The sequence below is a fragment of the Thermomonas sp. genome (genome assembly GCF_046293095.1).
GTDB lineage: Bacteria > Pseudomonadota > Gammaproteobacteria > Xanthomonadales > Xanthomonadaceae > Thermomonas.
The window spans coordinates 192,910-209,484 of record NZ_JBKBPN010000001.1 but is presented as its reverse complement, the minus strand read 5'-3'; the positions used below and the strand labels follow the sequence as shown (position 1 = coordinate 209,484).

The 16,575-nt window shown below is 66.8% G+C and carries 18 protein-coding genes and 1 tRNA gene; 15 read left to right on the top strand and 4 right to left on the bottom strand.

Translation table 11 applies throughout. The features are described 5' to 3' along the window. Positions 1-299 precede the first annotated feature (299 nt). The 3 genes from ACK4SG_RS01060 to ACK4SG_RS01050 form a co-directional block, all read right to left on the bottom strand. Positions 300-509, bottom strand: a complete 210-nt coding sequence (locus ACK4SG_RS01060; RefSeq protein ID WP_409599013.1) for a helix-turn-helix transcriptional regulator — start codon at positions 507-509, stop codon at positions 300-302. Between the two features lie 83 nt (positions 510-592). Beyond that, positions 593-1,717: a Fic family protein gene (locus tag ACK4SG_RS01055; RefSeq protein WP_409599012.1), complete on the bottom strand. Its 1,125-nt coding sequence runs from the start codon at positions 1,715-1,717 to the stop codon at positions 593-595. A 559-nt stretch (positions 1,718-2,276) separates the two neighbouring features. Beyond that, complete coding sequence (locus tag ACK4SG_RS01050) at positions 2,277-2,888, bottom strand: hypothetical protein (protein ID WP_409599011.1); 612 nt, start codon at positions 2,886-2,888, stop codon at positions 2,277-2,279. Positions 2,889-2,957: 69 nt separating this feature from the next. Between ACK4SG_RS01050 and ACK4SG_RS01045 the strand changes: the two genes are divergently transcribed. Next, positions 2,958-3,209 (top strand): type II toxin-antitoxin system ParD family antitoxin, encoded by a 252-nt coding sequence (locus ACK4SG_RS01045; protein WP_409599010.1) that lies wholly within the window; start codon positions 2,958-2,960, stop codon positions 3,207-3,209. Beyond that, positions 3,206-3,535, top strand: a complete 330-nt coding sequence (locus ACK4SG_RS01040) for a type II toxin-antitoxin system RelE/ParE family toxin (RefSeq protein WP_409599009.1) — start codon at positions 3,206-3,208, stop codon at positions 3,533-3,535. Before ACK4SG_RS01045 ends, ACK4SG_RS01040 begins: the two co-directional genes overlap by 4 nt. Positions 3,536-3,919: 384 nt before the next feature. Here the strand turns inward: ACK4SG_RS01040 and ACK4SG_RS01035 are convergent, their stop codons facing one another. Then, on the bottom strand, positions 3,920-4,123 hold the full coding sequence (locus ACK4SG_RS01035) for a DUF3489 domain-containing protein (protein WP_409599008.1): 204 nt from the start codon (positions 4,121-4,123) through the stop codon (positions 3,920-3,922). 32 nt (positions 4,124-4,155) lie between these two features. Here ACK4SG_RS01035 and ACK4SG_RS01030 point away from each other — a divergent pair, with 32 nt between their 5' ends. The 13 genes from ACK4SG_RS01030 to rpsO all read left to right on the top strand — a co-directional run bounded on the left by ACK4SG_RS01030 (position 4,156) and on the right by rpsO (position 16,419). Continuing rightward, a complete protein-coding gene (locus tag ACK4SG_RS01030; protein ID WP_409599007.1) occupies positions 4,156-5,454 on the top strand; it encodes a DEAD/DEAH box helicase family protein in 1,299 nt (432 codons plus the stop codon). An 87-nt stretch (positions 5,455-5,541) separates the two neighbouring features. Then, positions 5,542-5,811, top strand: coding sequence for a type II toxin-antitoxin system ParD family antitoxin (locus tag ACK4SG_RS01025; protein ID WP_409599006.1), 270 nt, complete (start codon positions 5,542-5,544; stop codon positions 5,809-5,811). Beyond that, on the top strand, positions 5,798-6,166 hold the full coding sequence (locus ACK4SG_RS01020; protein WP_409599005.1) for a type II toxin-antitoxin system RelE/ParE family toxin: 369 nt from the start codon (positions 5,798-5,800) through the stop codon (positions 6,164-6,166). Before ACK4SG_RS01025 ends, ACK4SG_RS01020 begins: the two co-directional genes overlap by 14 nt. A 202-nt stretch (positions 6,167-6,368) precedes the next feature. Beyond that, positions 6,369-7,574, top strand: a complete 1,206-nt coding sequence (locus ACK4SG_RS01015; RefSeq protein WP_409599004.1) for an MFS transporter — start codon at positions 6,369-6,371, stop codon at positions 7,572-7,574. Between the two features lie 139 nt (positions 7,575-7,713). Next, on the top strand, positions 7,714-8,388 hold the full coding sequence (locus tag ACK4SG_RS01010; RefSeq protein WP_409599003.1) for a cupin domain-containing protein: 675 nt from the start codon (positions 7,714-7,716) through the stop codon (positions 8,386-8,388). After that, a complete protein-coding gene (locus ACK4SG_RS01005; RefSeq protein ID WP_409599002.1) occupies positions 8,385-9,488 on the top strand; it encodes a flavin monoamine oxidase family protein in 1,104 nt (367 codons plus the stop codon). The genes ACK4SG_RS01010 and ACK4SG_RS01005 overlap by 4 nt, the downstream gene beginning before the upstream one ends. An 88-nt stretch (positions 9,489-9,576) precedes the next feature. Then, positions 9,577-9,653: transfer RNA gene (locus tag ACK4SG_RS01000), tRNA-Met, on the top strand. 171 nt (positions 9,654-9,824) lie between these two features. Further along, the gene (gene rimP, locus ACK4SG_RS00995; RefSeq protein ID WP_409599001.1) at positions 9,825-10,457 is read left to right on the top strand and encodes a ribosome maturation factor RimP; all 633 of its coding nucleotides are present in this window, start codon (positions 9,825-9,827) and stop codon (positions 10,455-10,457) included. Positions 10,458-10,463: 6 nt separating this feature from the next. Then, positions 10,464-11,951, top strand: coding sequence for a transcription termination factor NusA (gene nusA, locus ACK4SG_RS00990; RefSeq protein ID WP_409599000.1), 1,488 nt, complete (start codon positions 10,464-10,466; stop codon positions 11,949-11,951). Between the two features lie 85 nt (positions 11,952-12,036). Then, positions 12,037-14,643 carry a translation initiation factor IF-2 gene (infB, locus tag ACK4SG_RS00985; RefSeq protein ID WP_409598999.1) on the top strand — a complete coding sequence of 869 codons (2,607 nt, stop codon included), beginning with the start codon at positions 12,037-12,039 and terminating at the stop codon, positions 14,641-14,643. A 16-nt stretch (positions 14,644-14,659) separates the two neighbouring features. Continuing rightward, positions 14,660-15,031 (top strand): 30S ribosome-binding factor RbfA, encoded by a 372-nt coding sequence (rbfA, locus tag ACK4SG_RS00980; RefSeq protein WP_409598998.1) that lies wholly within the window; start codon positions 14,660-14,662, stop codon positions 15,029-15,031. Further along, a complete protein-coding gene (gene truB / locus ACK4SG_RS00975) occupies positions 15,021-16,025 on the top strand; it encodes a tRNA pseudouridine(55) synthase TruB (protein ID WP_409599685.1) in 1,005 nt (334 codons plus the stop codon). Before rbfA ends, truB begins: the two co-directional genes overlap by 11 nt. Positions 16,026-16,158: 133 nt before the next feature. Beyond that, a complete protein-coding gene (rpsO, locus tag ACK4SG_RS00970) occupies positions 16,159-16,419 on the top strand; it encodes a 30S ribosomal protein S15 (RefSeq protein ID WP_114960194.1) in 261 nt (86 codons plus the stop codon). Positions 16,420-16,575 lie beyond the last annotated feature (156 nt).

Sequence of the window (16,575 nt, the reverse complement as noted above, 5' to 3'; positions counted from 1 at the left end):
CTTTCCGCAGGAGTTCGCAGCGGTTCTAAGGCGCTGAGTTACATAGGTTTGGCGCAGGGTTCCACCCCACCGAAAACCCGCAGGCGTTCGAATCTTTCCGCACGAACCCGCAGGAACCCTCACCAGCCCGCACGGCCTGATGCCAGGCCATTGATTTTCAACAAAACGCTCGATCAGTCCGCGCTTGCGGACTGCGGACTTTCCATCGGCCGAAAATCTGGCTTGTCCAAACGGCTGCCGGTGCTGCCATGTTGCAAATCGTCGGTACTTGTCGATATCTACCGACGAAGCGGAACATCTCAGCCAGCACTGATCTGCGTCGCGACCTTGGTCGAGGTCGCCAGGCACGACTCCTCGTAGGTCTCGATGTCGACCTGCCGGTAGAGCACTCTCCCGCATAGCTTCAGGAACTTGGGGCCGATCCCTGCGCTGCGCCAGCGTTCCAGGGTGGCCTCGCTGATACTCCAGCGGGCAGCGAGTTGTTTTTGATTGAGGTGAGCGACTTCCATCTTGGTCTCCGTCTGAACGAGTTGGCAGGAGTCCATGAAGGCGCTATTCCGCCTTCGAGCCAAGGCAATTTCAGGAAGCGCCACTACTCGGGCAGATCATTCAGCTCGTAGCTGGTGCTACGCCCGCCAGCATCTGATTTTCTCAGGACGCCACGCGCCAGCAGATCGTTGATATCGCGCAACGCCGTGTCCGGCGAGCACTTGGCGATGGCCGCCCACTTGCTGCTGGTGAGCTTGCCCTCGAAACCGTCGAGCAGCTTGTTCAGCATTTTCACCTGTCGCTCGTTGAGCGGCGTGGTCGCCCAGCGCTGCCAGAACCGCGCCTTGGCCAGCACGGCATTGAGGGTGTGCTGCGCCTGGTCGACGGCACGGTGAAGCGTGTCGAGGAACCACATGAGCCACTCGGTGACGTCCAGCGACCGCTTCTGGGTCCGCTCCAGAATGTCGTAGTAAGCCTTGCGTTCGCGCTGGATCTGCGCCGACAAACTGTAGAAGCGCTGCGGGCTGCCATCGGCACGCGCCAGCAGCAGATCGCCAATGGCTCGGGCGATACGGCCATTGCCGTCGTCGAACGGGTGCAAGGTGACGAACCACAGGTGACCAAGCCCGGCCTTGAGCAGCGGCGGTTCGTTCGATGCTGCGTTCAGCCAGTCGAGAAAGCGACTGGTTTCTGCATCCAGACGATCAGAAGGCGGCGCTTCGAAATGCACCCGCTGGCGGCCAATGGGGCCGGACACCACCTGCATCGGGCCGGTGGCATCGTCGCGCCAGCCGCCGACCTTGATTTTGGAGAGCCCAGAGTAGCCGGTAGGAAACAGTGCGGCATGCCAGCCGAACAGACGCTCCCGAGTTACCGGTGCTTGGCAGTTGGCCGTGGCATCCAGCACCATCTCGACCACGCCCTCGACGTGGCGATCGACCGGAGCGAGCGCGCCGATGTCCACGCCCAGCCTGCGGGCGATGGAGGAACGCACGGATTCAACATTGAGCTGCTCACCCTCAATCTCGCTGGTCTTGACCACGTCCTCGGTGAGCGCCGCGAGGCTCGCCTGGTCGCGCAACGCCATGCCGACATCGGCCAAGCGTCCCATCAATAAACCTTGGGCACGACTGACCTCGGCCATGGGGCCAGCCAACGCCGCCAGGTCGAAGCGCAAGTTCGGCCAGTCGTTGGCCTGCCAGATGTATTTGTAATCGCCGCTATTCATGCGGAGATTATGGAACACATTCTCCGCACGCGCAAGTCAATAGCCGCACGTTATGCGGTGAATATGGGTGCCATTCGCCGCATGGCGGATCGCCTTGCACCAGGGATAAATGGGTGTGTCATTGGCTGTGGCAACGGACGCGGGTTCAGTTCTCGTTTCGAGAATTGAACTGGCCACGGAAAGCAGACGAGGTTGAGCGGCCTTTCCGGAGGCCAATCAGAGCGAAAAAACCGTCTGATTGTCCGCAGCAAAAGGCCGTACCGACAGGCTTTTCGATCCGGTTCGCACGGATTCGCAGCAACCCGCAACGCTTCGATTGCGTACTTTCAATAGTCGTTTGGTGCGGGGTGCTGCCCCACCACCAATAATGAAACCCCAACCGTTCTCGGTTGGGGTTTTTCAGCGCGCAGGTCAGCGGTGCTGGCAATGTGTGATGTTCGGGCCCGTTTGGGCATGGCGGCATTCCTTCGGGTTCATTTGGAATGCCGCCATCGTGGTTCGCCTCGAACTTGGCGAATAGGAAGTTCAGAAAGGTTTTCTGAACTTCAAAAATCCATCTTCAGGTCCGGTGCCGATTGATCTCCGGCCCGAACAGCTTGATTGCCTCGCCCAACTTCTTGTTGAAGGACAGCAGGCCGCGCGTGTCGTTGGGCATCAGTTCTTCGGCCGCCTGGATGACGGCTTCACTGATGGCAGAGGCGTTCGGGCGGTTGCCGACCTGGTATTTGCTGGCGGACTTGGCCAGCAGGTGCGCCATGAGCGCGATGGCCTTCAGGCTGTTCATCTCGGCTGCCTCGCTGCCATCGGGCAGTACGGGTTGGCGGGCCTCGTCGAACAGGAAGGCTGGGCGGTCCTCAAACGGCAGTTGTTCGAACCAGCGGCGCAGGCTGGCCTTGTTGATGACCAGACGATCTTTCTCCAGCAACTCGTCGATGGGCGCGCCCTTGAACACCTTGCCATGCGAGGTGAGGATGCCCAGATCTTCATATTCGAGGCGCCCCGTGCGCAGGGCGGTGACCAAGGCGGCTCGCTTGGCACTCATGCACTGGGTCTCGAAGTTCAGATTGGCGAGTTGTGCAGGCTCCACGCCGCACCACAGGGCAATGGCGTCATCGATGCAGATGTGGTCGGCCAAATCCCAGTAGCGCAGACAGTTGTTCGGGTTGGGCATGGATGCCTTCTTTCGGCTGGGTGGAATATGAGTCTTGCCAAATTTTGCCAAAGAACCTACGCTTGCGCCATGAGCACGATGAACATCTCTCTCCCCGACACCCTCAAGTCCTTCGTGGACGAACAGGTCAGCCAGCGCGGCTACGGCACGAGCAGCGAGTACGTGCGCGAGTTGATCCGCAAGGATCAAGACCGCCTGCAACTGCGCAACCTGCTGTTGGCGGGAGCAACCTCGGCCCCGGCGGCCCTCGCCGATGCCAGCTACTTCGACGGGCTGCGTGACCGAGTGCGCAAGGCCGCCAAACCTGCTCCCAAGGCGTGAAGACTAAGCCCGTCATCCCGCGTGAGCAGGCCAATCGGGATGTGGACGAGGCGGTCGCCTACTACCTGAATGAAGCGGGCGAAGCCGTGGCAATGGGCTTCGTCGATGCGCTGGAGAGGGCCTACGGGCACATCGGTCGCCACCCGGCTACGGGCTCACAACGCTACGCCCATGAACTCAACCTGCCGGGCCTGCGCGCATGGCCGCTGACGCGCTACCCGCACCTCGTGCTCTACGTCGAGCACTCGGACCACATCGACGTTTGGCGTGTGTTGCACGGCCAAAGAGACATTCCGGCGTGGATGCAGGCGCCTGATTCTGTGTGACGGTTGGATCGCCAGGGCATGTCTGCGCGCTGGCCGGTGTAAACAATAAGCGGCGACCGTCACAACCATCACCACTGTCACGCTGGGCCGGTCCTTGTGATGGTGGTGACGATGGTGATGGTCAGCGTCGATTGTTATGGTCGGCGCACGCATACATGCCCCAGGTAAAAGGGGTCCTTCCTGGCGAAGGCGCCATACGGGGGGCGCGAGCGCGGCATTCGCCTAGCGTCCGACTGCAAACCCAGGTTTGCAGGGTTTGCGGTTTGCAGGCCGGCGACGCCGACGCGGCCACGGCCAGCGACCGGAGGGACGGCCAGGGTACGCATGTCGTGCGTACCCCAGGGGTGTGAACCGAACTCCCACCCTTTGCGGCACTGCCAACCGTCAGCCGATGCGGTACACCCGCTCGCCGGCGGCGTTGCGCGTCAGCACCACGTTCAGGCCCAGGCGCTTGCGCAGCAGGCCCGAGATCGCGCCGCGCACCGAGTGCGGCTGCCAGCCGGTGGCCAGCATCAGTTGCAGGCTGATCGCGCCCTGCGGGTGGCGCAGCGCCACCACGAGGGCGGCGAGCTTGGTGCCGGGGCGCACCGGGATGCCCTCCAAAACGTGGAGGTCAGGCCATGCGTATGTCGGTATGGGACAAGCCCCGTGTCATTGGCAACGCGGAGAACTACCCGCAGCACATCGCCTTGCCTCGCGGTTGCCTCGACGCCGCGCTGGACCTGCTGCAGGACAACGGTATCGCCTGCGACCTGCGTGATGAGCGCTTCGGAGGGGAGCCCATCGATGTTTCCTTCGTCGGTACTTTGCGTCTGGACCAGGAGGCCGCAGTTGCTGGGATGCTCCGTCACGACACCGGCGTGCTATGCGCACCGACGGCCTTTGGCAAAACGGTCACTGCCGCCGCAGTGATCGCGCGCCGAGGTGTGAACACCCTGGTGCTGGTGCATCGAACGGAACTGCTCAAGCAATGGCAGGAACGCTTGCAGGCTTTCCTGGGCGTTGGCAAGGGTGTGGTCGGCACCATCGGCGGTGGCAAGGCCAAGCCAACTGGCAAGATCGACATCGCTGTAATGCAGTCCGTCTCCCGGCAGGGCGAGGTGAACCCGTTGGTAGAAAACTACGGCCTGGTGATCGTCGACGAGTGCCACCACGTTGGCGCTGTGTCGTTTGATGCCATCCTGAAGCGAACCAAGGCCAAGTACGTGCTGGGCCTGACAGCGACGCCCATCCGCCGTGATGGTCAGCAGCCGATCATCTTCATGCAGTGCGGGCCGATCCGTTTCACGGCGGCCAAGCCTGCCGGTGCGCCTCACGATCTCAAAGTACAGCCTCATTCACGCTTCACACGGATCGATCTTCCGACCGATGCAGGCATTCAGGACGTGTTTCGGTATCTGGCCAACGACCACGCCAGAACGGAAGCCATTGCCGCCGAGGTGCGTGGTGCCGTCGTACAGGGGCGCAAGGTGCTGGTTCTGACCGAACGCACGGAACACCTCGATGCGATCAAAGCGGCACTCAATGGGTTGGAACCGGTGCCTTTCGTGTTGCATGGCCGAATGTCCAGGAAGCAGCGAGCGGCGCTGGTGGCAAACCTCGATGCGCTGCCGCCCGACGCACCGCGCGTTCTCCTGTCCACCGGCAAGCTGGTCGGCGAGGGCTTCGATCACCCGCCGCTGGACACCTTGGTGCTGGCGATGCCCGTCTCGTGGAAGGGCACGCTGCAACAGTACGCTGGGCGTCTGCACCGGGAGCACGCCAGCAAGACCGATGTGCGGATCATCGACTTCGTGGACACCGGCCATGCGGCCTTGCTGCGGATGTGGGACAAGCGGCAACGGGGCTACCGGGCGATGGGGTATCGCATCGAGGAGCAGCGCGAACTTGGGGAAATCAGCGAAATCAGGGAGTGGTAGTCACTTGTCTCCCGTGTGCGCAATAGTTGCGACAAAGTCTGCCTCTTGTGCGACAATGCTCAAGTCTAATCCCTCCGGGAGGCTCCCATGTCCGAACGCATCAATGCCCGCCTGTCGCAACCCCTGGCCGAATTCGTGGATCGAATGGTCGGCGAAGCGGGGCTTTACGAAACGCCCAGCGAATACGTGCGCGACTTGATCCGCCGCGACATGGAACGGCGCGAGGGCCAGTTCGTGCAGGAATCCATCCTCGCTGGCTACCGCGACTTGGCAGCTGGCCGCGCCTTTGCGTCCAGCGGCGACTTCAAGACCGACATGGCTGTGCTCGACCGCAAGGAAGCCGATGGCTGGCAATGACACGCCATCACCCGCCACGTTCTTGCTGACCCGGACTGCGGCGCTGGATTTGCGCCGCATCCATACGCGGTCACAGCGCGAATGGGGTGATGACGTTGCCGATCAGTACATCGCCGACCTGTACGCAGCGATGGGCGTTGCTGCCGCCAACCCGGAGAGCGGGCGCTTGCGGCAGTACCGCTCTGCTCCGTTTCTGATGGTTCCGGCGCGGCAGCACTTCGTGATCTACGACCTCGTGCCGCAAGGCATCGCGGTGCTGACGGTTCAACATCAGGTGCGCGACATTGAGTCGCTGATCGCAGACCTGACCCCGGCCTTCCACGCAGAAGTCGCGCGGCTGAAACGAAAAGCCTGACTGCGCCCGCTCGCGCCCGCAGAAACGCTCATAAGCTCGGGAGGCCGGTCGGCACATGGTCAACACCGTCCGCCACCAATAACAAAACCCCAACCGTTCTCGGTTGGGGTTTTTTCTTGCCTGTGGCTGACCTGGCCCCACTGAGCCACACCACCCGAAGCTAGGTAGAGTCTGCACCCTATGTCTGTGAGAGATTGTGTCGATGTCCGACGCCGCTGACCGTCCCCGTGTCCCTATCCCCGGCACTATCTGGGCATTGGGCTGGGTCAGTTTGTTTACCGACGTGGGATCGGAAATGGTCCATGCGCTGCTGCCGGTGCTGCTGGCCGGTGGGCTGGGCGCCAGCGCGCTGACCATCGGCCTGATCGAAGGGGCCGCCGAGGCGCTGGTGCTGGTGACCAAAGTGTTCTCCGGCTACATCAGCGACGCGCTGGGTCGCCGCAAGCCGCTAGTGCTGTTGGGCTACGGGCTGGCCACGCTGGTCAAACCGCTGTTCCCGCTGGCCGATTCGGTGGCCACGGTGACCACCGCGCGTCTGCTGGACCGGTTCGGCAAGGGCATCCGCGGGGCGCCCCGCGATGCGCTGATCGGCGACCTCGCGCCGCCGGCCATCCGCGGCGCCTGCTTCGGCCTGCGCCAGTCGATGGATACGGTGGGCGCGGTGCTCGGCCCGACGCTGGCGATCGCGCTGCTATGGGCCTTCGCGGACAACATCCGGCTGGTGCTGTGGGTGGCGGTGCTGCCGGGCATCCTTGCGGTGCTGCTGCTGTTGAAAGTGCCCGAGCCTGCCGACCGCGGCTTGCGGCCCGCGCGGCTGCCGCTGGATCGCGCGGGGCTTGCCCGTCTGGGCGCGCCATTCTGGCGTCTGGTGGCGCTGGGGACGCTGGTGGCGTTGGCCCGTTTCAGCGAGGCGTTCCTTGTTCTGCGTGCCTCGGAGCGGGGCGTGCCGCTGACATGGGTGCCGCTGGTGCTGGTGGTGATGAGCACCGTCTACGCGTTGTCCGCGTATCCTGCAGGTCAACTCTCCGATCGCTTGCCGCGGCGGCACGTGCTGGCGATCGGCATGGCGGTGCTGGTGCTCGCAGACATCGCACTGGCGCTGGCGGTGGGGCCGGGGCTGCTGTTCGCCGGTATCGCGCTGTGGGGCCTGCACCTCGGGCTGACCCAGGGCATCCTGGCCAGCCTGGTCACGGACACCGCGCCACCTGCTTATCGCGGCACCGCATACGGCGTGTTCAACCTGCTGTCGGGCGTGGCGCTGCTGCTGGCCAGCGGCACGGCCGGCTGGCTGTGGGACCGCTGGTCGCCTTCCGTGACGTTCTGGGCCGGTGCCGCCGCCGCAACGCTGGCCGCCCTGGCCGTGCCGTGGCTGGCGACGGCGCAGGACAGGGACCGCGCAACCGGGTGAGTTCCCGTCCTCAGGCGGCGCTTCACGATGTCCTTGACCTTGCTGCGGCGCCCAGTGGTGCTTCCGCCATCGGATCGATTGCGGGTATTACCGCTGAAAGAGCGAATCCATGCCTGCCATCTGTACCGTAGAGAGCGCCATGTGGATCAATGCTGACTTTTCGCGCCGGGTGGTCGTGCCGGGGGATGCCTGGAACTGGGTGGCGTCGCCGCAGGCGGGCGTCGAGCGGGTAATGCTGGACCGCATCGGCGGCGAGCAGGCCCGGGCCACCAGTTTCGTGCGCTATGCGCCCGGCGCCGACTTTCCCGCGCACGACCATCCCGGCGGCGAGGAAATCCCGGTGCTGTCGGGTACGTTCTCCGAGGACGGCAAGGACTTCCCCGCAGGCTGGTACCTGCGCAGTCCGCCGGGTTCCCGCCATCGCCCCGCCAGCGCGGAAGGTGCGGTGATCTTCGTGAAGCTGCGCCAGATGCGGCCGGACGAGCGGGCCTGGGTCCGCCTTGACACGCGGGATCCTGCCCGGTGGCGTAAGGACGGCGATCGCCGACGCTGTGATCTGTTCACGAACGAGGATGAGGCGGTGTGCCTGCTGGCGTTGGCGCCCGGGCTGCCGCTGCTGGCGGCCGCAGCGCCCGGGGCGGAAGCGGTGGTGCTGGCGGGCGCGCTGCTGGCCGACGGTCAGCGCTTGGGCCCGGGCAGCTGGCTGCGTCTTCCGCCCGGCGCACATTCCGACATTGTGGCCAGTCCCGAAGGAGCCACCGTCTACCTGAAGACGGGCGCGCTGGGGCTGTGGGCGCCCGACGGCACGCCATGACGCCGGTGCGCGTGGCGATCATCGGGGGCGGGCTGGCCGGCCTGTCTGCCGCGGCGCGGTTGGCCGCTGTCGGCATCACCGACTGGGTGATGCTGGAGGCGCGTGATCGCCTCGGGGGCCGCATCCTCGGAGTGTCCGTCGACGGCACGGCGGCCGCGCAGGTGGATCTGGGGCCGACCTGGTTCTGGCCATCGTTCCAGCCCGAGCTGGCTGCACTGGTCGATGCGCTGGGGCTGGTGCGGTTCGCGCAGCCGGGGCAGGGCGACGGGCTGGTGGAGCGCGCCGCATCCTTGCCGCCGATGCGTGATCCGGGTGGCATCGGCATGGCGGATGCGTTCCGTCTGCGCGGCGGGATGCGTGCGTTGGTGGATGCGCTGCATGGGCACATCGACGCAGCAAAGGTGGTCACGTCGGTCGCCGTGCGTGCGCTCCGGCACACGCCGAAGGGCGTCGAGATCGAAGCCGCCGATGCTGCGGGTCGTACTGTGTGCTGGCATGCGGCGCACGTGCTGCTGGCAGTACCGCCGCGCGTCGCAGAGGCGGCGATCACATTCGCGCCGGCGCTCCCGCTGGAGCTTGCGGCCGCCTGGCCGGCGACGCCGACGTGGATGGCACCGCACGCCAAATACGTGGCGGTGTTCGACCGGCCGTTCTGGCGCGAGGCGGGTCTGTCGGGCATGGCGCAGAGTACCGTCGGTCCGCTGGCCGAGATCCACGACGCGTCGCAACCGGACGGCGTTGCCGCGCTGTTCGGCTTCCTGGGTGTCTCCGCGCTGGCGCGGCGTGCGATTCCGCCGGACGTGCTGCGTGCCCATTGCCGCGCGCAGCTGGTGCGGCTGTTCGGCGCTGCCGCCGGGGTGCCGCGGGCGGAGTATCTCCAGGACTGGGCCATCGATCCCCGCGCCGCCACCCCGGCCGACCTCGCGGGCCCCGCAGACCATGTGCCGGCACCCGCTGCCAGTGCGGCGGACGGACCTTGGCGGGAGGTGTTGACCGGGATCGCCAGCGAGTGGTCGCCGCAGTTCCCGGGCTATCTCGCCGGAGCAGTCGAGGCGTCACGCCTGGGCGTGGAGCGTCTATTGCGCAACGCCACTGCCTGATCCGCCGGCGGGCCAGCGCAGCGATCCGCGTGAACGGAAAAAGAGAGTTGCAAGTGGAACGCGGTCTGTCTACAATGCGCGACTCTGCTGCGGGGTGGAGCAGTCTGGCAGCTCGTCGGGCTCATAACCCGAAGGTCGCAGGTTCAAATCCTGCCCCCGCTACCAAGTTTCAGTGCCGTCCGGTTTCGACGGCACCGGGCTCGGGCTCGCGAAAGCCGCTCCAAGCTTTCGCACTCCAGCGTCATCGGAAAAGGGCCCTACGGGGCCTTTTTTCGTTTCCGGGGTCCGCGTCCGGGCAGGGCCGTTCCATGAACCAGGGTTTGGCAAACAAAAGACGTGACTGACAAGGCCGACGACATCGCCGCGCTGCTCTCGCCCACCGTGGCATCGATGGGGCTGGAGCTGCTGGGCATCGAATACCTGCCCGCCCCGGGCGGAGCTACCGTGCGCCTCTACATCGACGTGCCGCAAGCCGAGGCCGGGACGCGCATGGTCGGCATCGAGGACTGCGAGGCGGTGAGCCGCGAGGTGTCGGCGCAACTGGACGTGGAAGACCCCATCGCGGGCAACTACACCCTCGAGGTGTCCTCGCCCGGCATCGACCGGCCGCTGTTCGGCGCCGCGCAGTTCGCGCGCTTCGTCGGCGAGTCGGCCAAGGTCACCCTGAAGCTGCCGCAGGACGGCCGTCGCCGCCTGCAGGGCCAGATCCTGCGCGTGGACGGCGATACCGTGGTGTTCGGCCTCGATGGCGCCGAATTCGCCGCCGCCGCCGCCAACATCGAAAAGGCGCGGCTGGTGCCGGACTGGGTGGCGCTGGGCTTGGCGCCTGCGCAGGACAAGTCGGGGCGCGATCTGCGTCCGGGCAAGCAGAAATCCTCCAAGCACAACACGGCGCCGGGCAAGTCCCCGGCGGCGAAGACACATCCAACCAACAAGACGGCGGCCAGCGGGTCGTCCGATGCGGAGTAAGCGGGCATGAGCAAGGAACTGTTGCTGGTCGTCGATGCGGTCGCGGCCGAGAAGGGCGTGCCGGAGTCGGTCATCCTGGAGGCCATCGAGGCCGCGCTGGCGTCGGCGGCGAAGAAGCGCTACGTCGACCAGGACGTGCTGGTGCGCGTGCAGATCGACCCGAAGGACGGCAGCTACCAGACGTTCCGCCGCTGGGAAGTGGTGGCCGACGACGTGGTGATGGAGTCGCCGGACCGCCAGGTGCGCCTGATGGACGCGCTTGAAGAGAGCGAGGACGTCGAGGTTGGCGACTACATCGAGGAACAGATCGAGAACCCCGAATTCGGCCGCATCGCGGCGCAGGCCGCCAAGCAGGTGATCGTGCAGCGCGTGCGCGAGGCAGAGCGCCAGCAGGTGGTGGACGCCTGGAAGGATCGCGTGGGCGAACTGGTCACGGGCGTGGTCAAGCGCGTCGAGCGCGGCAACGTCTACGTGGATCTGGGTGGCAATGCCGAAGCGATCATTCCCAAGGACAAGGGTATCCCGCGCGATGTGCTGCGCACCGGCGACCGCGTGCGCGGTTACCTGTACGACGTCCGCAGCGAGCCGCGTGGTCCGCAGCTGTTCATCAGCCGCGCCGCGCCGGAATTTATGATCGAACTGTTCAAGCTGGAAGTGCCGGAAGTCGGCCAGGGCCTGGTCTCGATCATGGGCTGCGCCCGCGACCCGGGTGATCGCGCCAAGATCGCGGTGCTGGCGCATGACAACCGCACCGACCCGATCGGCGCCTGCATCGGCATGCGCGGCTCGCGCGTGCAGGCGGTGACCAACGAGCTCAATGGCGAGCGCGTGGACATCATCCTGTGGAGCGACAACCCGGCCCAGTTCGTCATCAATGCGATGGCGCCGGCCGAGGTGCAGTCGATCATCGTCGACGAGGACAAGCATTCGATGGATCTCGCCGTGGCCGAGGAGAACCTTGCCAAGGCGATCGGCCGCGGTGGCCAGAACGTGCGTCTGGCCAGTCGCCTGACCGGCTGGCAGCTCAACGTGATGACCGCCGACCAGGTGCAGGCCAAGTCCGAGGCCGAGCAGGCCGCCGCCCGCCAGCTGTTCATGGACAAGCTGGAAGTGGACGAGGAAATTGCCGGCATCCTGGTCAGCGAAGGTTTCAGCACCGTCGAAGAGGTCGCTTACGTGCCGGTGGCCGAGCTGCTGGCGGTGGAGGGCTTCGACGAGGACATCGTCGAGGAGCTGCGTTCGCGCGCCCGCGATGCCCTGCTCAACGAGGCGCTGGCCGCCGAGGAGAGCCTGGAGGAGCACCAGCCGGCCGAAGACCTGCTCACGCTTGAGGGCATGGACGAGGCCACCGCCTATGCACTGGCCGAGCGTGGCGTGCGCACCCGCGAAGACCTAGCCGAGGCGGCCACCGACGAGATCGCCGACCTGGACGGCATGGGTGAGGCCCGCGCCGCCGCGCTGATCATGGAAGCGCGCAAGCACTGGTTCGAATAAGAACGTCGGCACCCGGCGGGCCGGGCCCGTCCTACAATCGCCCCATCCGGCCGCCTCTGCGGCGGCCAATGACACCGGAAACCGAATGTCGCAGCAAACCACCATCCGCAAGCTGGCCGAACTGGTGAACACGCCGGTCGAGAAACTGCTGGAACAGCTGGCCGAGGCCGGCATGAAATTCAGCGGGCCCGACCAGGTCATCACCAGCGCCGAGAAACTCAAGCTGCACGGCTTTCTGCGCCGCGCGCACGGCAAGGCCGACAAGCCGGTCGAGGAGGTCATCGCGCCCGGCAAGATCACCCTCAGCCGCAGCCGCAAGCAGGCAATCACCGTGGGCGGCGGCGGCAAAGCCGGTCGCGGCGCCAGCACCGTCGAAGTGGTGACCCGCAAGAAGATCACCCTGAAGCCGGGCGAAGGCCGGCCGCTGACTGCGAACGAGAAGCTGGACGCCGAGCGCGCCGATGCGCTGCGCAAGCTTGAGGAGTCGCGCGCCCGCAACCTCGCCGAGCAGCAGGCGCTGGCCGAGAAGGACCGCCAGCGCGCCGAGGAACTGGCCGAGATCCGCCGTCGTGAACAGGAGGCGGCAGAGCGTGCCGCCGCCGAAGCCGCGGCGGCCGCGGAGGCGGCACTGGAAGAGGGCGGCAGTGCCAAGAGCCATGGCCACGGCCATCCCAAGCCCGCTGCGCCCGCGCGCGAGGCGGACAGCAAGGGAGCTGCCCATGCCAAGGGCAAGCCGATCCACCGTGGCTCGCACATCATGCAGGCCAGTGTTGAGGATGACGAAAATACCGCACGCTTTGCCGGTCAGTTGCACCTGTCGGCGTCCGACCGCGCGCGCCGCAGCAATCCGACGCGTGCACGCAGCAAGCCGGCCAAGCGCTCGCTGGACCAGTCGCGTACGGGGTCGGGCTTCAACAAGCCGACCGCGCCGGTCGTTCGCGAAATCGCCATCGGCGACGCGATCACCGTCGGCGACCTCGCCCAGAAGCTCGCACTGAAGGGCGGCGAGGTGGTCAAGGCGCTGTTCAAGATGGGGGTGATGGCCACCATCACCCAGACCATCGACCATGACACCGCGGTGCTGGTGACCGAAGAGCTGGGCCACAAGGCGGTGCACGCCGATGCCGGTGACGCCGAATCCGAGCTGCTGGCACACACCGGGGAAGTGCAGGGCGAGAAGGCGCCGCGCCCGCCGGTGGTCACCATCATGGGGCATGTCGATCACGGCAAGACCTCGCTGCTGGACTACATCCGCCGCACCAAGGTGGCCTCCGGCGAGGCCGGTGGCATCACCCAGCACATCGGTGCCTATCATGTGACCACCCCGAAGGGCGTGATCAGTTTCCTGGATACCCCCGGCCACGCGGCGTTCACCCAGATGCGCCAGCGGGGCGCCAAGCTCACCGACATCGTGGTGCTGGTGGTCGCGGCCGACGACGGCGTGATGCCGCAGACGGTGGAGGCGATCCAGCACGCGCGGGCGGCCAAGGTGCCGCTGATCGTCGCCATCAACAAGATCGACAAGTCCGACGCCGATCCGTCGCGGGTCAAGAACGACCTGCTGGCGCACGACGTGGTGGCCGAGGAGTTCGGCGGCGACGTGCAGATGGTGGAGCTGTCGGCCAAGACCGGCCTCGGCGTGGACGACCTGCTCGACGCGATCTCGCTGCAGGCCGAAGTACTCGACCTGCGGGCGGTGTCGGAAGGCCGTGCCACCGGCGTGGTGATCGAGTCCGCGCTGGACAAGGGCCGTGGCCCGGTCGCCACCGTGCTGGTGCAGCAGGGCCGCCTGGCCAAGGGCGACTACCTGGTGTGCGGCATCCAGTACGGCCGCGTGCGCGCGCTGTTCGACGAGAACGGCCGCCAGGTGCAGGACGCCGGCCCGTCGATCCCGGTGCAGATCCTCGGCCTGTCCGGCGTGCCGGAGGCGGGCGACGACTTCGTGGTGGTGGCCGACGAGCGCCTGGCCAAGGACGTGGCCCAGCAGCGCGATACCAAGCGCCGCGAGCTGCGGCTGGTGGCCTCCGCGGGCAACCGCATGGAGGACATCATGGCGCAGATGGGCGAGGGCAGCACCCAGCAGACCCTCAACCTGGTGGTGAAGGCCGACGTGCACGGCACCATGCAGGCGCTGCGCGAGGCGCTGACCGGGCTGTCCAACGACCAGATCCGGATCAACGTGATCGGCTCCGGCGTGGGCGGCATCACCGAGTCCGACGCCCAGCTGGCGGTGACCTCCAAGGCCACTGTGATCGGCTTCAACGTGCGCGCCGACGCCTCCGCGCGCAAGGTGATCGAGGGCAATGGCGTCGACCTGCGCTACTTCTCGATCATCTACGACGTGATCGACCAGGTGAAGCAGGTCGCGTCGAACGTGCTCGGCAAGGAAGTGCGTGAGGAGATCATCGGCATCGCCGAAGTGCGCGACGTGTTCCGCAGCTCCAAGTTCGGCGCGGTCGCCGGCTGCATGGTGGTCGAGGGCGTGGTCAAGAAGTCCAAGCCGATCCGCGTGCTGCGCGACAACACGGTCATCTTCGAGGGCGAGCTGGAATCGCTGCGCCGCTTCAAGGAGAACGTGGACGAGGTGCGCGCGGGCACCGAGTGCGGCATCGGCGTGAAGGCGTACAACGACGTCAAGCCGGGCGACCAGATCGAGTGCTTCGAACGCATCGAGGTGCAGCGCACGCTGTAAGGCGTGCGTCCCCGCCATGGCGCAGAAATCCTTCCACCGTACCGACCGCGTCTCCGCCCAGCTCCGCCGCGAGCTGGGCACGCTGGTGCATGCCTTCGTGCGCGAGCACGGCCTGGCGTCGGCCAGCGTGTCCGACGTCGAGGTGACCCGCGACATGGCGCATGCCAAGGTGTTCGTCACCGTGCTCCAGCCCGAACGTGCGGCGGAGACGCTGAAGACGCTGAAGGCGCTGGCGCCGGAGATCCGCTACCAGCTGGCGCACGCGGTGCGGATGCGGCACGTGCCCGAACTGCACTTCCACTACGACGAATCGGTGGATCGCGGCGAGCGCATCGACAACCTGCTGCGCGATCTGCCCGACGTCCACGGCAGTGGCGATCCCGACTGACCCGCGCGAGCGCCGTCCGCGCACCGTGTTCCGCCGCCTGGACGGCATCCTGCTGCTGGACAAGCCGCAGGGGCTGTCGTCCAACCAGGCCCTGCAGCGCGTGCGCCACCTGTTCCGCGCCGAGAAGGGCGGCCACACCGGCAGCCTCGACCCGCTCGCCACCGGCCTGCTGCCGGTCTGCTTCGGGGAGGCCACCAAGATCGCCGGCGGCCTGCTGGGCGCGCGCAAGGCCTACGAGACCGTGGCCCGCCTCGGCATCACCACCGACACCGACGACGCCGAGGGCCAGGCCCTGCGCGAGCGCCCGGTGCCGGTGCTCACGATCGACGCCATCGACGCCGCCCTGCGCCGGCTGACCGGGCGCATCCGCCAGTGCCCGCCGATCTATTCCGCGCTCAAGCGTGGCGGCGAGCCGCTGTATGCCAAGGCGCGCCGCGGGGAGACGATCGCGGTGGAGGCGCGCGAGGTCGAGGTGCATGCCTTCGACCTACTCAGCGCCGCCGATTTGCTGGACGGCGGCGAGCCGCTGCTGCGCCTGCACGTGGAGTGCGGCTCCGGCACCTACGTGCGTAGCCTGGTCCGCGACCTCGGCGAACTGCTCGGCTGCGGCGCGCACGTGGCCGAGCTGCGCCGGCTGTGGGTGGACCCGTTCCGCGATCCGCGCATGTGGACGCTGGACGGCCTGGAGCAGCTGCGCGCGCACGCCGGCGAGCGCGTGCTGGATGCCTGCCTGCTGCCGATCGAGGCCGGCATGGCCTCCTGGCCCGAGGTGCGGGTGAACGCGGCGCAGGCACAGCGGCTGGGCCGCGGTCAGGGCCTGCGCGGGCCGTATCCGCCGCGTGGCCGGCAGGTGGCGATCCTGGACGAGCAGGGGCGCGGCCTGGGCCTGGGCGAGGTGGATGCCGAGGGCGGCCTGCGCCCGGCCCGGCTGTTCCGCTGGGCGGCCGTCGCCGGCGCGGCCGAGGCCCGCGCGGACGCCCCGCGTTGCCCGTGACCCCCGCCGCGGGCTATACTCCCGCTGCTCTCAAGGGCACACCAACATTCTTTCCGCATCATCACGGCGAGCCGTGCGGTGCGGGCGAGCGTTTTCCGCCCGTTCCTGCCGGCCACGCGACTACGAGGCAACCATGTCCATCGATACCCAGAAAGTCATCAACGAACACAAGCGCGGCGACAATGACACCGGCTCGCCGGAAGTCCAGGTCGCCCTGCTCACGGCGCGCATCGAGCAGCTGACCGAGCACTTCAAGACCCACAAGCAGGACCACCACAGCCGTCGTGGTCTGCTGATGATGGTCAACCGCCGCCGCAGCCTGCTCGACTACCTGCACCGCAAGGATGCAGAGCGCTACAAGGCGCTGATCGGCAAGCTCGGTCTGCGTCGCTGACCGACCCCCCACCGCGGCGCAGGAATGCGCCGCGGTTCGTTTGTGCGGTACCCGTTCCACCCGCCGCGGCCCGGCCGCATTCCCGCATCGCCCAGCGCGATGCAGCGCAGCAAGCGGGGCTTGCCTGCGTCGACGTTCAAGACATCAAGGATTCCC

What these genes read in the sequence shown, in the direction of transcription:
- ACK4SG_RS01060 (WP_409599013.1), bottom strand. Translation starts at nt 509, where the DNA reads ATGGAAGTCGCTCACCTCAATCAAAAACAACTCGCTGCCCGCTGGAGT.
- ACK4SG_RS01055 (WP_409599012.1), bottom strand. Translation starts at nt 1,717, where the DNA reads ATGAATAGCGGCGATTACAAATACATCTGGCAGGCCAACGACTGGCCG.
- ACK4SG_RS01050 (WP_409599011.1), bottom strand. Translation starts at nt 2,888, where the DNA reads ATGCCCAACCCGAACAACTGTCTGCGCTACTGGGATTTGGCCGACCAC.
- ACK4SG_RS01045 (WP_409599010.1), top strand. Translation starts at nt 2,958, where the DNA reads ATGAGCACGATGAACATCTCTCTCCCCGACACCCTCAAGTCCTTCGTG.
- ACK4SG_RS01030 (WP_409599007.1), top strand. Translation starts at nt 4,156, where the DNA reads ATGCGTATGTCGGTATGGGACAAGCCCCGTGTCATTGGCAACGCGGAG.
- ACK4SG_RS01025 (WP_409599006.1), top strand. Translation starts at nt 5,542, where the DNA reads ATGTCCGAACGCATCAATGCCCGCCTGTCGCAACCCCTGGCCGAATTC.
- ACK4SG_RS01020 (WP_409599005.1), top strand. Translation starts at nt 5,798, where the DNA reads ATGGCTGGCAATGACACGCCATCACCCGCCACGTTCTTGCTGACCCGG.
- ACK4SG_RS01015 (WP_409599004.1), top strand. Translation starts at nt 6,369, where the DNA reads ATGTCCGACGCCGCTGACCGTCCCCGTGTCCCTATCCCCGGCACTATC.
- ACK4SG_RS01010 (WP_409599003.1), top strand. Translation starts at nt 7,714, where the DNA reads ATGTGGATCAATGCTGACTTTTCGCGCCGGGTGGTCGTGCCGGGGGAT.
- ACK4SG_RS01005 (WP_409599002.1), top strand. Translation starts at nt 8,385, where the DNA reads ATGACGCCGGTGCGCGTGGCGATCATCGGGGGCGGGCTGGCCGGCCTG.
- nusA (WP_409599000.1), top strand. Translation starts at nt 10,464, where the DNA reads ATGAGCAAGGAACTGTTGCTGGTCGTCGATGCGGTCGCGGCCGAGAAG.
- infB (WP_409598999.1), top strand. Translation starts at nt 12,037, where the DNA reads ATGTCGCAGCAAACCACCATCCGCAAGCTGGCCGAACTGGTGAACACG.
- rbfA (WP_409598998.1), top strand. Translation starts at nt 14,660, where the DNA reads ATGGCGCAGAAATCCTTCCACCGTACCGACCGCGTCTCCGCCCAGCTC.
- rpsO (WP_114960194.1), top strand. Translation starts at nt 16,159, where the DNA reads ATGTCCATCGATACCCAGAAAGTCATCAACGAACACAAGCGCGGCGAC.